This is a genomic window from Methanohalophilus sp. DAL1 (assembly GCF_001683555.1).
GTDB classification, from domain to species: domain Archaea; phylum Halobacteriota; class Methanosarcinia; order Methanosarcinales; family Methanosarcinaceae; genus Methanohalophilus; species Methanohalophilus euhalobius.
Genome location: NZ_MAFX01000014.1, coordinates 1 through 15,406, shown reverse-complemented (window position 1 = coordinate 15,406; position 15,406 = coordinate 1). Strand labels below are relative to the sequence as shown.

9 protein-coding genes and 2 pseudogenes are annotated in these 15,406 nt (G+C 40.6%); 3 read left to right on the top strand and 8 right to left on the bottom strand.

Translation table 11 applies throughout. The features are described from left to right. Nucleotides 1-3 precede the first annotated feature (3 nt). The 8 genes and pseudogenes from pglZ to A9957_RS03960 form a co-directional block, all read right to left on the bottom strand. Nucleotides 4-2,649, bottom strand: coding sequence for a BREX-1 system phosphatase PglZ type A (gene pglZ, locus A9957_RS03995; RefSeq protein WP_292343264.1), 2,646 nt, complete (start codon nt 2,647-2,649; stop codon nt 4-6). Further along, the gene (locus A9957_RS03990; protein ID WP_292343263.1) at nt 2,646-3,671 is read right to left on the bottom strand and encodes a hypothetical protein; all 1,026 of its coding nucleotides are present in this window, start codon (nt 3,669-3,671) and stop codon (nt 2,646-2,648) included. The genes pglZ and A9957_RS03990 overlap by 4 nt, the downstream gene beginning before the upstream one ends. Further along, nucleotides 3,668-7,153 (bottom strand): BREX-1 system adenine-specific DNA-methyltransferase PglX, encoded by a 3,486-nt coding sequence (gene pglX / locus A9957_RS03985; RefSeq protein ID WP_292343262.1) that lies wholly within the window; start codon nt 7,151-7,153, stop codon nt 3,668-3,670. The genes A9957_RS03990 and pglX overlap by 4 nt, the downstream gene beginning before the upstream one ends. A 16-nt stretch (nt 7,154-7,169) precedes the next feature. Then, nucleotides 7,170-8,651 carry a helix-turn-helix domain-containing protein gene (locus tag A9957_RS03980; protein WP_292343260.1) on the bottom strand — a complete coding sequence of 494 codons (1,482 nt, stop codon included), beginning with the start codon at nt 8,649-8,651 and terminating at the stop codon, nt 7,170-7,172. A 42-nt stretch (nt 8,652-8,693) separates the two neighbouring features. Next, a complete protein-coding gene (gene brxC, locus A9957_RS03975; protein ID WP_292343259.1) occupies nt 8,694-12,257 on the bottom strand; it encodes a BREX system P-loop protein BrxC in 3,564 nt (1,187 codons plus the stop codon). A 10-nt stretch (nt 12,258-12,267) separates the two neighbouring features. Beyond that, nucleotides 12,268-12,852, bottom strand: coding sequence for a DUF1788 domain-containing protein (locus tag A9957_RS03970; RefSeq protein WP_292343258.1), 585 nt, complete (start codon nt 12,850-12,852; stop codon nt 12,268-12,270). A 322-nt stretch (nt 12,853-13,174) separates the two neighbouring features. Then, nucleotides 13,175-13,306, bottom strand: coding sequence for a hypothetical protein (locus tag A9957_RS03965; protein WP_258082626.1), 132 nt, complete (start codon nt 13,304-13,306; stop codon nt 13,175-13,177). Continuing rightward, nucleotides 13,307-13,453: pseudogene (locus A9957_RS03960) on the bottom strand (ATP-binding protein); the annotation flags it as partial. Between the two features lie 96 nt (nt 13,454-13,549). On the opposite strand from A9957_RS03960, the gene A9957_RS03955 reads away from it, so the two are divergent. The 3 genes and pseudogenes from A9957_RS03955 to A9957_RS03945 form a co-directional block, all read left to right on the top strand. Beyond that, nucleotides 13,550-13,894, top strand: coding sequence for a winged helix-turn-helix domain-containing protein (locus tag A9957_RS03955; RefSeq protein WP_096712486.1), 345 nt, complete (start codon nt 13,550-13,552; stop codon nt 13,892-13,894). Further along, on the top strand, nt 13,891-14,157 hold the full coding sequence (locus A9957_RS03950) for a carboxymuconolactone decarboxylase family protein (protein WP_096712427.1): 267 nt from the start codon (nt 13,891-13,893) through the stop codon (nt 14,155-14,157). The genes A9957_RS03955 and A9957_RS03950 overlap by 4 nt, the downstream gene beginning before the upstream one ends. Nucleotides 14,158-15,022: 865 nt before the next feature. After that, nucleotides 15,023-15,406 (top strand): annotated as a pseudogene (locus A9957_RS03945) (hypothetical protein); the annotation flags it as partial.

Below are 15,406 nucleotides of genomic sequence, written 5' to 3'. Positions count from 1 at the left end.
GCCTCAAAAATCAAAATCATCTTTCAGTAGTAGATCTACTTCAAAAGGTATCGGCTCTATTACATTCTTATTAATCGCAGTTGGATCATCGTCTATCAACTTGAGATAATATGTTTTGTTCTCTACATTATTCCCAAGGGTTAATATGACCTTCTGCTGGCGTTCTGTAGGTTCTTCTGAGGAACGTTCCAAGATCACGGTCTTTTCATCACTTACCTTCTCACCATCAAATTCGCTGTCCCAGAGGGCTATACGGACTTTCAAAGGTTTAAGTTTGTCACTTACCTTTTCAGTCTGCAGCAGGTTTACAGAGAAGGAATTGCTTGTGATCCTTCGACCCGGATTGGTAACAGTTACTCCAACTTTGCCTTTTTTGATTCCTTTGCTTGCCAGCTGTGAACTCTTTTTATAGCTATATTTGAGGACAGGAATGATTATTTCCTGGGGAGCCAGCCCCCCATGAACAAACTTAAGTCCTCCCCCCTGCATCCTGAATCTCAGATCAGCTACCGGGACATAGGCATAAAGATTGTTTTCTGTTTCAACAAGATTGTTTATCTTGAATTTGTGGGTATTCATCACATCGATGTTTTCTGTAGTAAGGATGAAGCGTTTTTTAGAGTCGATAATTCTGTCTTTGTCAAAAGTTGCTTTATCGAGTTTGTAGACACTTTCCAGGTCATCCCGTCTGTAGATGAAGCCGTGATCAGCTGTGACGATAACATTATTCAGAATCTGGAAGTTGGTGAGTTTTTCAATGATTTTTTGAATTTCTTGAATAGCAGTTTCTGTCTCTTTGAATACTTTGTCTTCCGAAGATTCATTGTCACCGGTGGAATCAATGACATTGTGATAAATATAGAAAAGACGCTTTCCCTGAAATTTTTCGCGAGCTTCATCTCTTGATAGATTTAATACATCTTCAGAGGTCAGGGTTACGCTGTCAGGAATTGTCTTGTCCACAATCTTTGCCCTGTTGGCAGTGCCCTCAGTGCTAATACCATCGGCCAAATAATGGTTATCCTTGAGTTGTAATGAATCGTGTGGAAGCAGGGACGCCATTCCCAATCTGGTATAAGATGGAAGAGAACCCACCATAGTTTTGAGTTGCATTGTGCCTCTAGTGGATTGATTGAGTTCATCCTGAAGTTCTACAGCGATCTCGTAGCGCATTGCATCGGAAATTATGACTGCAATTTTGTCCCTGTCATTCTTTTGTATGGTGTTTTGTACATATAACTTGTAGAATTCATCCTGTCTGTCTGCAAGTTCTACTTTCCAGTAATCGCCAACATCTGTATCGATCAGTTCGCTCCAGTGGCCGAGCATTTTGTCGATAAGGTTATTGTTGTACAGGTTTTCCACACGTTCTCTTATATTTGCAAGAATGTCTGTCTTGTTGTCGAGATCATAGTGGAAGTAAAATTTACGGTAGTAATAATCCATCTGGTAGAGGTCTTTCTCATAGCGGGCTATGAATCCACGTACGTCTTTACAGGAAGCAAGCGTTTTTTCAAACCCTTTGGCAAACCTATGGAGTTTGATTGCATATTCCAGGGCACTGTAGATATGCTGGAATTGCGGATACCAGTGTTTGGATTTTCTCTGGAAGATCCAGTCCAGATATTTTTCATATTCTTCCAGATCGTTACATAAACTGTCCACGATCTGTCTTATGATTGCTCGATCGAATACGTCAAAGGCTTCTGCATCCAGGTAATCGCAAGGTTCAGTTTCTTTGATTTCCTGCTTGAGGTATTTTTCGAGTTTGAGCTGGCTGTCTTCAAAGGTTTCTCTGCTGTATTGATCAAAGTAAATCCCATCTTTGGAGTGGTCCATCCATGTGCGGATGAATATCTCACATTCATTACTCATGGAGTTGATGTAGTTTTTATATTTCTTCAGCGGAAGAACCGTGTTTCGTTTTATGTGGGTTAGGAGGATGCTCAAAAATAGTTTGCGTAATGTGGGATCAGATTGTATAAATCCGAAGTATTTGCCTGCGAGTTCCCAGAAATCGTCTTCAAGGTTGAGTCTTTGTATTTCGGCCCAGGCGGGATTTTCGTTTTCATACAGGGATTTGAGGAATAGTTTGCGGACTATGTCTTTAAAATCGATGGTATCTGAACCTGTGAGCACTGTCAGAAAGCCCAGTACCATTTCATCCTGGCGCCATTTTGGGTCATATAATTTGCGGAATGGCTCCACACGTGCCTTACTTTCAAAGAACTTGTAATGCTCTTCCAGGAAGTTATCCAGATCATAGCCTTCGATGCCAAATTCACTCTTAATATCGGATATCCGGCTGTTTTCAAATCTCTCGGAGTACAGTTGTATATCGAGCAACCAGTTTTTATCAGACTGCGGTTCGGCCCTGGATGAATATATCAGGAAATGGGTATCAGGTTTATCCTTTTCAATGAGTTTCTTGGTCTCAAAGAAGTTCTGCTCAAGCCTGTGGACCTGGATATTGTTTTCCTCGAGAATCGGTTCGATCTCCTCAAGCCCACCGTCTGCTGCAGTCTCGTCCTTATCATACCAGAAGACGATCCTGCGGTCACTGTATCCTTCGGTATCGTTGAATTTCTTGAGTATGGCCTGTGCGGTCTTTTCGGCGTTGAGCATGGTTTTAAGTCCCTTGTAATTCATTGAAGTCTTTCAATTGTTTTTTTAGTTTCTCCATTACTCAGAATAAATTCATTTCCATTGAGTATATTATTTCTCAAAAAAACAGTGTTATAACCTAGTCTTTGTGCAGATTGTTCAAAATCTTCTTGATTTACATACATTCCTTTAGTGTATTTGCTTGTATCTAAGTTTTCCAAATCATGTTTTATTTGCTTATGAAACCATGAATTTAATATAAATCGAGAACATTTTTCATTCTTCATTTCGAAAAAACCTACTAAGAAATGAGGATACAATCCATTCATAATCATTATTTCTTCATCAAGACCCTTTTTCCATTTTACACCACAATCATTCAAAATTGATGTCATTTCTTCTATAGTAATGTAATTCTTCCAATTTTTCTGAACAATATAAATATAGATAAGTCCGTCCTTATTTTTTATTTTATTATTGCCTAAAGCATATTTTTTTGCAGTATCATATTTTGATTTATTGTAAGCTAGAGATACAAAACATGAATAGGGTTTGAAATCGGAATCAATTTCATCTGCATAAGTCATGCCTTTATTATGTAAAAAAGACAATAAAAGAAATCGAAAATCATTTTGAACTCCTATGCTCTGCTTTTTCATCTCCGAAACATATTCAGGATTTATTCTTCCTTCCACATCTGAGTTACATTCCTTAATATCTTCAAGAATACTATTACATTTTTCGACCAATGCTTCCAAATTGAATTCGTCATTAATTTCGCAGTGATCATATAAATATTCAGGTGCCTCCTCGTGATATTTTGATTTTGTTCCTGCAACAAAAAAATCATACAAATCTTTTGAGATGAATTCGGAATGGTTCTTTTTTGAATCTCCTCTGCAACAGAGAATTACATCATTACTTTTTTCTAAATCATGTATTATTTGCTTTAAGTAGCAAATCTCCATCTCATTTAAATCAATAAGCTTGTATTGTTTTTTAGTAGTAATTGACTGAAACAATTCAGTGTTATTAAAATATTCCAAATTTTTATCATCATATTTCATATCTTCCCCACCAAACCCTCGAACAACTTGTAATTCTCCTTGACCCCGTCATCCAGATCGATCTCAATGTAAGCATCCGCCTTGTTCTTGAGCACCTCATCATAAGCCATGATCTCCTCGATATACCCGGCCAGTTTCGCCTTCTCCTTTGCATTCCGGGCATCCTCACTGGAAAACCTTTGCCTTTGAGCATCCATTCTCCTTTCCAGTTCCAGCAGATACTCCGTCCGCATCCTGGCAAGCGTGGTCCTGTCATAGCGGTGCATGTAGACCAGTGCATTGAACGCCCGCTTCTTCCCTGAAGTAAACAACCAGTAAATTGGCCGCTTCTTGTACATCTTCACATGGTCTTTGTAGAAATCCTTGAGGAAATAATCCCGGATGACCTGCTCGGAAGACTTCGTTTTCTTCTTACTCCCGGAGGAAAGTGCCTGTGCAATGAAATCCATATTCTCCGAGAGTTTCTCCTGCCCGAAGGTCACCTTCAAGAACTCCTTGAACCTGCCCACAATGTCATCGGTGAAATACTCCTCATCCAGTATGGGAATAATGCCATCCTCATCCGGTAAAAACTCTGCATCAGGCACTCTTTCCAGAAACTCCTGCATCCCTTCTCCCTGGTTGGCAAGGATCAGTCCTTCCTTATGCGGAGAATATCGCCCGAAGATGCAACCGACTGCATAGGAGATGAACTCTTTAATGGTATCAGTAAGCAGAAGTGTTTCCAGTTCTTCCTCTGATTTGTTATTTCCATAGCGATAATAGGGGTTGCAGGTCAATGTGATTTCTGAAAGTGGCACATCTGGTGTCATTTCATCCTGCAACCCGTAGGCTTCAATGAAAATACGGTTGTTCTCCTCTTCCAGTCGCTGCATTTCCAGAGCCATTTCCTTCCAGTGAGCGCGGAAGTTGGTGTAGGTTTCTTCGAGGGTTGGACGATGGAATTCGGTTTGAAGGAATGGTGAGGTGGTGAAGTCCCAAGAGGTTTCGTAGGAGTCCCAGTCGGATTTTGATATATGTATAAGTTTCGTAATAGGCGAAATAAAGTTAGAAGCTTTATTGATAACATCTATAGGTAATGGGAAATCTGCAACCTGGCCTACTTCAAAGTTTAGTGTCGGTGACAAAGAGTTGACTGCTTTTGTCATAATTTGAGAGTTCATACAACCAAGAAGCATTTCTCTTTCTTCTTCTCTATCCAGAAATATTGAGCAACCAGCAACATCAAAAATAAAACCTTTTGGATAATACCTTAAAGAAAATCCACTACTAGTTACCTTCGACCAACTTACAGATGGCAAAAAATAATACTCTGTATTTTGTGGACGAGATCGAAGTTTACCATTAGAATCAAAATAATTGCGGATATTATAACCATCATTTTCCCAATTTAAAACAAATTCTTGATTACCATACCATTTTCGATATTCTCCGCCTTTATTATATGGAAACCATTTTAATCCCGATTCTTTTGCTTCTTCTCTCGACCGAAAACCAAAACCTACATTTTTTATGTTTAATTCTGACCACAAACGTAAGAATCGGTCATTGTCTGCTGTGGCAAGTCCTTGGCGAGGTGTTGCTATTTTACTTAAAGTGGTTGATTTTTCGTAAACGTTCAGTAGAGCGTCGCTCACCCAATAAGCAATTGGGCTCCCAGGAATCTTCTTGAAATCGGCGGCGGAGGCAGTGGTAAGGCGTTCGTTTTGAATTGGGAAATCTTCAGGTTCACCATTTTCATCTAAATCTTCGTAACGGACATAGGAAAAATGACCTTTGAACTCAGGTCTTTTTGCCTTTTTCCATGCAGTAGCGGCAGTTCCAAAAGCAATTCTCATGACCATATTTGTCATATGTACCATGCACTGGATTGAATAATTATTAAGAAGTTTATTTCTGAAATTTTCGTAAGATGATAAAAACATCCAGCTCTGCATTGTTACCATTGTGTTATAACCGGCTTCTTTTGTAAGATCAAAACCGTGTTCTATAAATATAGCAAACAGATCGGATTTGCTATCCGGATAATTATCTTTAGCGTACTTCTTGAGAACCGGATTCATTCCTTTATTACCCATATACGGCGGATTCGTCACCACGCAATCATACTGACTGCTCATCAGTTTGGCCTGTTTGATGATGGCAACCGGGCTGTTTGGCACATCTCCGAAAGTATCTATAGCAGGATTTTTGCTGAACTGGGTGTATTCGGCATCGATCTTGTCGAAATCGAACTTGGGAAGTTTGAGGATGGAGCCGTATTCCTTGGCATCCTCGAAGAATTCGATGAGGCGGTGCAGTTCTGGATACTTCTGCTCGGGGATGTAATCTATATTGTTGGTCTCCTGGATGGAGCAGAGATTGAGCTGGATGTCTTTTTCGAATAATCTGCGGTCGTATTTGCGAGCCTGCATCATCAGGGCAAATCCTGCCAGTTGGGTGGCCCGGTCATCTATCTCCAGACCGTAGAGGTTCTTGTTCAGGATAAGGGGAGCGATCTCATTATCCAGATAGCCCATGGAGCGGTAGATCTCATAAAAAACATCAAAGGCATAGACCAGAATATGGCCTGAGCCCATCGCCGGGTCCAGCAGGGTGATTTCCTCCGGGCTGTAGACCTTCTCTTCCGGTTCAGGGGTCTCCTGGTCGATGAAATATTCAAACTTGTCCTGCAGAGTGGGATTTGGATTGGATTCCAGCCATAATCTGCCCAGTGAATTCTCCACCATGTACTTTACAATCCACTTCGGAGTGAACAACTGGGTAGCTGCTGGAATATTCTCCTTATTGATCTTCACATTCTTCTTCAGGTTGGCAAACACCTCTTCCTTGCGGGGTGCCACGTAATCCTGATAAATCCAGCCGATGATTTCGACTTCCTTCCAGTCCTCTTCAGGAATAATCTCATTCAATTTCACAAGGACAGAATCAGTATGGAGCAGGTATTCCGGGATGAGTAATTCCGTGTAATCCTCGATATGCTCGAATAGGAATGGCATAATCTCATGCAGGTAATTGCAGATTTTGAAGATCAGGTAGTGATAGAGTTCCTCATCCTTGCCTTCGGCTTTGAGGTCCAGTACGTAATCAAGGTCAAGTTGCAAAAAATCCAGGTCTGCAGCTTTTGTCAGGATTTCAGGTTCCGCTCTTCCTTTTTCTGACGAGGAAAATACCCTTACAGGTAGGTAATCATTGACCTCCATGAACTTCAGGGCCACAAACCTGTTAAACCAGGTATAGGTCACCTCGTCCATTACCTGCTCATAACCCTTCTCGGCAACTTCCTTCACAAGCCTTGCACGTTGTTTTTTGATCTTCTTATTGTAGACCTTACCTCCGATAACAATGGAATCCGCATGTTCTGAATCCACGGGCGACACTTTATCCGCTCGGATACCGTAAAAGGCAGCCCTATCCTCTACTTCCTGCTCCAGTTGCTTTCGTAATGAATTGGAAAATGTAATGATACTTTTTTTATCCATTAGACCACCTTGAATCTCATAACTTTGTATCTTTATCTTCTTGCAGGTATTCCCGGCCCTTCGCAGTCAGGCGGTATTTTTGGGTCGGGCTTTTTGGTGAATTCGGTTGTGTCATTTCAACCAGGCCTGACTGGATAGCGGGCTGGAGGTAATCATAAACAAACGTCGAACGACTACTTATACCGACACGTTGCATTACTTCTTTCCTTCCTAATGCCTTATCTTCAAGGCTGATAACTAAAGTTCTTACTTGTTCGGTTACTTGTTCGGTTACTTGTTCGGTTACTTGTTCGCCTGATCGGGACGGGGTTTCTTCTTTACCGACATGGCCCTCTGTGGATACCGCAATGGAATCTGCCAGGTAGACAATAAACCTCACTCTCATACCTATCTCGATTATATCCGGCTGGGGTAGCCCGAGTTCTTCAGCGTCCTTCAGGATACGGCGGAAACCACTACCCCACTGCTCTATCAGGTCAAGTTCCCTGAAGACTCTAGCAATAACACGATTCCTGATCCTTGATACACCCTGCTTGACATCTTCAATGGTCATGCCCGGGAGGAGTATGCCGGGATTTTCTATCTCTATTCTGTCATCAAAGAAGGACACTCTGATAGGTGCCCCCTTCTGGGAATAATCGGCATGCACGATGGCATTGATAAGAGCCTCACGTAGTATAGTAAGAGGAATGCTCCACACATCTTTGCGCCGGATATCTGAGAAATCAGCACCTCTGAAAGCATGTTTTTTCAAAAAGAGCATTACGGAATCAACAGAGCCCGGCAGATCTTCATGGATCTCAGTATGGTCGAAAATGTATGCCTTATCCTTTCCTTTAAAGCGCCCGCACTGTATCCATGCATCAGGGAAATGGAAATCCCTCTGTTTTCCAAAGAGAAGCATTGCACCTGTGCTCGGAACCAGTCTGCCCTCCTCCCGGATCAGGAGCTTGAGCGTTATCAATTCCTCTTCGCTTAGCTCCCGTACACCCTTAAAGCGCTTTTTAGCAACATCGATATCAAGTTCATCAGGAGACAGATCAGGCATAGGCATCTCATCAAAAGAGATACCTGAAGCACTTCTCTGAAGTTCACCTATAAGTTCCCTATCAGCTTTTCTGTTAGTGGAACCAAGCCTTACATAAACCCCGTCGATATGCCCCTCTCGACTGATCCAGTGAGGACGTGAACCACTGGGATATACCTCAACACCCAGCACGGTTTTACCTTCCACTGTCATCAACTCAACATTTGGAACAAGCCGGGGCGAAATACTGTCAGCAATAAGATTGCAAAGCCGCTCTTCCTCATCAAGCGGGTTCGAGACTCCTATTATCTCCTTTGTCCCATCCTCAACACCAATGAACAGACTCCCTCCTGCAGTATTGGCAAATGCTACGAGGGACTTCAGTATATTTTTTGGTGAGGATACATCACGTTTAAATTCCAGTGTTTTACCCTCAGGCAGTTTAACCATTTCAGATATCGCCAACCGCATAAATTCCATCCTGCAAATCACATCTCTATATTCGTTTCTTTATCAAATTACTGTGATTTTATTTTCTTCAAGCAATTTCTTCAGTTGCTGGCGAATATCATCCAGATATTCTTCCAGGTCTTCTTCGGTCTCGATTTTCTTTTGGCTTGTAAATTCCGATGCTTTAACAACCTTTGTAGGCTTCACACGAGGTTGTTCCTCTCCATCATCATCAACACTTTTTTCCCGGATAATCTGTACTTGCCTGTCAATCTCCTCACTAACATCCCTGTACAAATCATCGATAGAATCATTCAGGTTCTTTGCATAGACACATTCCTCACATGCTGCAATCCTGTCCCTTAGATTATCAAAGCGCTGCAAAATGCGATCTTTGAGATCCCCTTCCAGGATTCCATAAGAATCGATTTCTCCGGCAACTTCTCTCTTGTGTTCTTCCAATTTCTCGTATGCCTCTTCCTTTAGAGCATCAAGACTGTGTTGTAGAGCATCATCAATTTTGCTTCCCAGTTGGGGTAATTCCTTGATACGTCCATAGGGTTTGTCCATCTTCAGGATTTCTTTTACAGTCCGCACATTACTCTGCATATCTGCATCGAGAAACTGCAGATTTCGCTCATAATTATCTGCTCTCTTGTACATCTTACTGAAAATATCAACCATCTGGCTTTCAAAGAAACTGATTGTAGGTCTGGCTTCTTCGTTCAATCTCACCAATTCATCCTTCTTATCGGCAACCTCCTGCAAAAAATCAGAAGGATCATTTATCTGATTTATCTCCTTCAGGAAATCACTGTAAGCCCTGATCTCTTCTCTGCCAGGATAGGCTTCCACTTCCTGATAACGGCCAGCATATTTTTCTGCAGCATCCCTTTTCTCACTGAAAACCTGCTTTGTATATTTAAAAAGTTCATTCTCTTTTTCAGGAATTGCCGTTTTGTCAAAAACATCATTCAATACATCCCTGACAGCCTTTATTGTCTGCTGATTGGACTTTTCCCGAATCTTTACAACTATCCTGTCAGCATCTTCTCTCTTGGTAAGATAGCGGGCAATCTCATCAGCATTCTCGGATTTAAGGATCAAAGCAGTTTTCTGGTAGGAAAGCTTGATTTCCTCATTGGCAAAAAGAGTGGCAACAAGCCCTGCAATGGTCATATCCTTCCAGCCATAGGGTTTGCTCGAAAACCTCTCCTTGATATCCTTCAAAACCAGGTTATCATTCTTCTGATGCCTGATTTTGATATAATCACGTAATTCCGCAAGAGCATTCTTGTTTGTATCAGAAGTCCCAGCTCCGAATTTTTCCAAGTCATCTGATTTCAACACTCGCAAAACATCCCTATCCGACTCATAGTCGTAGGTTACATAGGAAGCCTTGCTGTAAACATTCTGGGAAAGGATATCAAGCCCATCCTTAACTCTCTCCTTCGGGTTCTTCTTTTCAATACTGTTAACTTCTTTCCCATCAACAAAAACGCGTGCATTCTTTGCACTTTCAAATACTGCCCCTTTAGCCTCATCAATTAATTTATCCTTATCCTTATCCTTGGAATGCAGTATATCATTGATCTCTTTTATGCTCGAATTTGCAGTGTTTTGACGCAGATATTTCTCTATCTTCAGATGGTTGCGGACCAAGTCAACTACTTTACTATCCTGCGGGAAAACAAATAATAAAGTGTCCTTGGAATCCACATTGCTCAACACATCTCCGGACAGGGATTGTTGATCACTTTTATGATATAATTCATCTGAAAGAGGTGTCAGGAACTTAACAGACAGGTCGGCGCCAGCAGATTTGTACTTTTCATCCACTGCTCTGTTGAACTTGTAATCCTTATACCTGGCAGGACATACCTCGCTGGAATCGCCGAAAACATACGTATAAATGGTATCCAGAATACGGTAATTCTCCACTTCAGTATTCTTAATTTCCCTGTTTATCTCCTGTTCTTCATTGGTCAGGAAATGATACCTCTCTCCAGACTTACTGATAAGGGTCTGTTTTTCCAACCTTTTAAGGGATTCATCCACCTTTTTCTTCAATTCCAGCTTGTCCTCATCGACAGAACTTACTGAAAGTACGACCAGATTGTCAAGATTTGGAACCACTTCTTTTACATTTCTTATCAAAAACAATAACTTGAGAATCTGGTTGTCAAACTCCTCCAACTCTGAATTGTCCTGAGCCTGAGTGATCGTAGACTTGATAATGGGATCAAGGAAACTCTCCACAGTATCATAGAAAGAATAGAACGGAATCAGCCTGCCCAGATTCTCTTCAGCATACTTTTCAGTAGCCTCTTTGAAAGCATTAAGCATCGAACGTTCACCTTTGGCCAGATGCTTACCTGTAAACCCACTTTTTCTGATTCTCTCAAACACCTTCTGCAGGACAAAGAACTGGTAAGGTATATAGGGGTACACATCAATGAAATCCTCATCTCCACTATAGAATTTCATCTCTGCACAGCCTTTGGAAAAAGCCAGCAGATTCTTAAGTTCATATCTCTTCTCAGCAAAAAAGGCGGCAAGAGTTGCATGATACTCTTGCTTTTTGGCAAGTATTCTCTTTTTTATAACCTCATCCACATTGGCACTGGAAAGACTCAACCTGGTGTCGAATCGCCCCTGGATCTTTGAGAAATCATAACCTTTGACACGGTCTTCTGTAATAGTATCAATATCCGCCTGGGCAGTAACAACCAGCCATGCTTTTCCTGCCAGTTTTGTACCCAACTCCTCCGCAATGGTCTGCAGATTCAGCATCATCTGACTATTTTCACCAATATACTGCCCGATCTCATCGATCAGGAAAATAACCTGATGGTCCTTTCCCTGGGATTTACAGTATTTCTTAACCTTTTGGGCAAACTTCTCTACATCCAGATGATAGTTCGCTCCATCATTGTCAAAGAGAGTATTCAATGATTCTCTGCTCTGATAATTACAGGCAACCAGAGCATCAATTATAGCATCCTGTTCAAAAGCATATGAATCTCGCCTCTCCTCCCAGGAATCCCCTGCAATCTTCTGGAATTCAAGTTTGAACTGCTCATATAATCCTTTTTCAGTCAAGTCCTCTTCAAGCTCTGCTATCCAGAATACATCTCCATAGAAACCTCGCTTTTCATTAAAAGCTCGCATCAAAATATTGACAATCGGTTCCGGTTCTGCATGGATAGTATTGGCTTTAGAATCAATATTGAAGAGTATTACGTCCTTGGTGCCAAAATTAACGGAATTTTCAATATTGCTGTAGATTGATGGGTCCTCAACTTTCTCCTGAAAAAAGTTAAGAGCATTTTTACCTTTCACATTACGGTTTTCCAGGAGGTAAGACAGCATTTTGATAAAATGTGATTTACCGGATCCAAAGAAGCCGGAAACCCACACACCGATTTTATCTGTGGGAGTAAGCATTGCATCATAATAGCGCTGGAAAAATACATCCAGGTGTTTTGCTGTCTCTCTTGTGATTACATATTCATCAAGTTCGGTATAGACAACATCTTCGTCATACTGATCGACCTTGATAACTCCTTTAATATCCCTTTTTATATCCTTCTCAAAAAGATCCTGTATCATAATATTATTAGTCATATTCCCACCCTCAGCTGTCTATCGCACTGTCATCCACAAGCCTGAAAGCCCTGTAGTAGTTTCCGTCTTTGAACTTACCGAATAAGCTTAAATCCAGTCCGCTGTATTTTCCGGGATAAAATAATATCAGCGGCATATCATCCACAACTGGCTGTAAATTATTCAGGATTGAATGCGACCTGATAAGAGGCCAGGCTTTGCCTACCCCTGTGATGATAATAATATTCACATCACCAAAATAACCAATTTTTTTCCTGATGGCTCTCTGAATATTTGCAGGTTTAAGCATCAATCTTAATTTATCAAGCAACTTGTCAGATCCTTTGTCAGCTTCAAATTGAAGTATTCTTTCCATAGGAATTTTTGCTGTGATAATTTCAAGACACAGTTCATACAGATCAATCTCCAGGATATTTATTGATTTAAGTTTCAAGTTCTCTTTTAATTTAGGAATCCTGGAACGTATAAGCATTTCTTTCTCTGGTGGATAATCAAATATCCAAAAAGGAACTTCATTCCCCAATCCTTTGCCTTGTAGAAAATCCTCATTCTGGATGGTATCTTCAAGTGCATCTAGGCGTTCTTCGATGGTCATGGTTATTGAATATTTTTTATGGTGTATAGGTGTTTTTCTAATTGTTAAGATTGTCCATTTTGTATTAACAGACCTTGTTTATTTTATTTACTTATGATAGTATCTTAAGAAAGTAAAGCTATATATTATCACTCTCAAGGTACCTACAGAAAAAACATCTCACCTGGATTTGAATGGGACCACCAATAATTGATGGAGATAATTTCAGGTTTGCAGGATTCATTATATTGATTTATTTAACACTGGTTGAGGAAAAACTCAGGATTCAGGTGTTGGAACAGCGTTTGAGATAGATCAATTAGAAGATGGGAAAGTTCGCTAACTACTGTACTTGTTCGGTTACATGTTCGGTTACTTGTTCGCCTGCCCTGCATGAAGTTTCTTCTTTACCGGCATGGTTTTCTGTGGATTCCGCAATGGAATCTGCCAGGTAGGCAATAAACCTCACTCTCATACCTATCTCGATTATCTCCGGCTGGGGGAGCCCAGGTTCTTCAGCTTCCTTCAGTACACGACGGAAACCACTACCCCACTGCTCTATCAGGTCAAGTTCCCTGAAGACTCTGGCAATAACACGATTCCTGACCCTTGATACACCCTGCTTGACATCTAGGAGAGGGAAAGTTCGCTAAATGCTAAGTTCATGCAAAATACCAAAAAAAATATAGTTATTAATGGTTACATATTATTGATTGCTATGTCTGATGAGGATATGAAGAAAAGAAAAGAGGAATGGCTTACTAAAGTCAGAAAAGAAGGTAAACTCAACCGCAACCCAACTGAAGATCACAGCACCGGGCTGAAAACTCTTCAGAATAATATCCGCAGAAGTATACTATCTCTTCTACTGGAATCACCTATGGGTCTTGATGATTTGCAAAATGAAATGGAACTGACCAAAACGGAGGCCAAGTTCCATATAGGAATGTTGGAAAATGCCCTTTACGTTGAGAAAGAGGAGAAAAACGGAAGTATTGTATATTTTCCTTCTCCGCGGGCAGAAGCATATATGGAAAATGTAAAAAGTGGAGGGCATAAATGACTATTTCTATGGATGACAAAGAGTCGAATTGGGAAAAGGACTTCTCGAACTTAAAAGATACCATAATGCAGGATGGTGCTATCGATAATAAAACTAAAAAACTGCTGGCTCTTGCAAGTGCTGTGGCTGTGGGATGTGATGAATGTGTATCCCACCACAAAAAATTTGCTCGCAATGCAGGTTTAAAAGATTCCGAAATTGAAGAAGCAATTCTAGTAGCATCACTGATTCGTCTGGGGTCGGGACTGCGACATGTTGACTAAAAAGGAAAAGTAAACTAAACTGTTTTTAACCAGGAATAAATACTAAGGAGAGAAGGAATTATAGCTCTTCTCATGTATTTATCGGAATTTTTGGGTAGGCATTAAATGGAAAGTTAATGTGAGCGAAAATTATATATTATTGCCCTGATTGTCACTCGAAAATATCTCAAAGTGTAACTTATGAAGAAATTTGCTTGTTATAATTCTACATGATACAATCTTCAGCAAACATTCTCACCTAAGCGCCTTCCCCTTTACAGGCATATCCATGCCTCCCATATTCTACTATCATCTACGATGCGTAGCACCGTATGTACGTATACATCTAGCAACCGTAAAAAGATGTGAAAATAATTGCAGGACAAGAATCGATTCTGGGTCATATTACCTGTATGTACTTTGAGAAATAAGGACATCATTATTCTTAAATCATATAACATCAAGTATATTCATGAGATATACCCAATGATGTAACGCAGCATTGATTTACGTTAGAGTTGATGATTCTACCATTAGAAATTCGGGAATCCACAAAGAATTCAATTCAAAAATTAGCCAGGTGCTGAAACATTCCAATAAATATCAGGAATGAGAAATCTGGAAAAAGAGGCAGACCTGCAGGAATCGATTAGAGGCCATATCTGAAAAGAAGCACATGGAATAGACCGCTTCTTCGCATGGTTGAAGATGGATCTAAAAAATAGTATGTAGGTATGAATGGCTGTGACCTTTCAGAGGAATCTGATATTGCACCTGTGCTATGCTGGGATAGGTTATCCGCAGTTTTGAAATAAGTTCGATCTTAAGTATTTGGTAAACCAATGTCAATGGTATATTTCAACTTTTAAATCAATCAGGATGTGTCATGCAAAAGAGTAAATTGATTTCGGTTCTTGTAATTGTCTTTCTGTCCCTTTCCTTTCTGGGTTGCACAGAAGAAGTAAACTCAAACGGGGAGATTCCGGAGGAGCAAACATCGGCAGATAATGTTTCAACGCCGGATTCACCGGAAACTGATGTTAACGTGTACAATGCAACCCTGAAGAAAACTGCGATACTGGATATTGATAATGGTTATTCCCTGAAGGTACTGGAGATAAACCGAAAAGAAGGCTATTCGATCTTATCGTTGAGGAAAGACGGCTATGAATATGGTACTAAAAAGATATTTGTCGGCCGCAGTTATGATGTATGGGACCCTGAAAAGCAGTTCATAGTCTATTCAATCAAACTGGAAAGTATATATGAT

What these genes read in the sequence shown, in the direction of transcription:
- A9957_RS03965 (WP_258082626.1), bottom strand. Translation starts at nt 13,306, where the DNA reads ATGAGAGTGAGGTTTATTGCCTACCTGGCAGATTCCATTGCGGAATCC.
- pglZ (WP_292343264.1), bottom strand. Translation starts at nt 2,649, where the DNA reads ATGAATTACAAGGGACTTAAAACCATGCTCAACGCCGAAAAGACCGCA.
- A9957_RS03955 (WP_096712486.1), top strand. Translation starts at nt 13,550, where the DNA reads ATGTCTGATGAGGATATGAAGAAAAGAAAAGAGGAATGGCTTACTAAA.
- A9957_RS03980 (WP_292343260.1), bottom strand. Translation starts at nt 8,651, where the DNA reads ATGCGGTTGGCGATATCTGAAATGGTTAAACTGCCTGAGGGTAAAACA.
- A9957_RS03990 (WP_292343263.1), bottom strand. Translation starts at nt 3,671, where the DNA reads ATGAAATATGATGATAAAAATTTGGAATATTTTAATAACACTGAATTG.
- A9957_RS03950 (WP_096712427.1), top strand. Translation starts at nt 13,891, where the DNA reads ATGACTATTTCTATGGATGACAAAGAGTCGAATTGGGAAAAGGACTTC.
- pglX (WP_292343262.1), bottom strand. Translation starts at nt 7,153, where the DNA reads ATGGATAAAAAAAGTATCATTACATTTTCCAATTCATTACGAAAGCAA.
- brxC (WP_292343259.1), bottom strand. Translation starts at nt 12,257, where the DNA reads ATGACTAATAATATTATGATACAGGATCTTTTTGAGAAGGATATAAAA.
- A9957_RS03970 (WP_292343258.1), bottom strand. Translation starts at nt 12,852, where the DNA reads ATGACCATCGAAGAACGCCTAGATGCACTTGAAGATACCATCCAGAAT.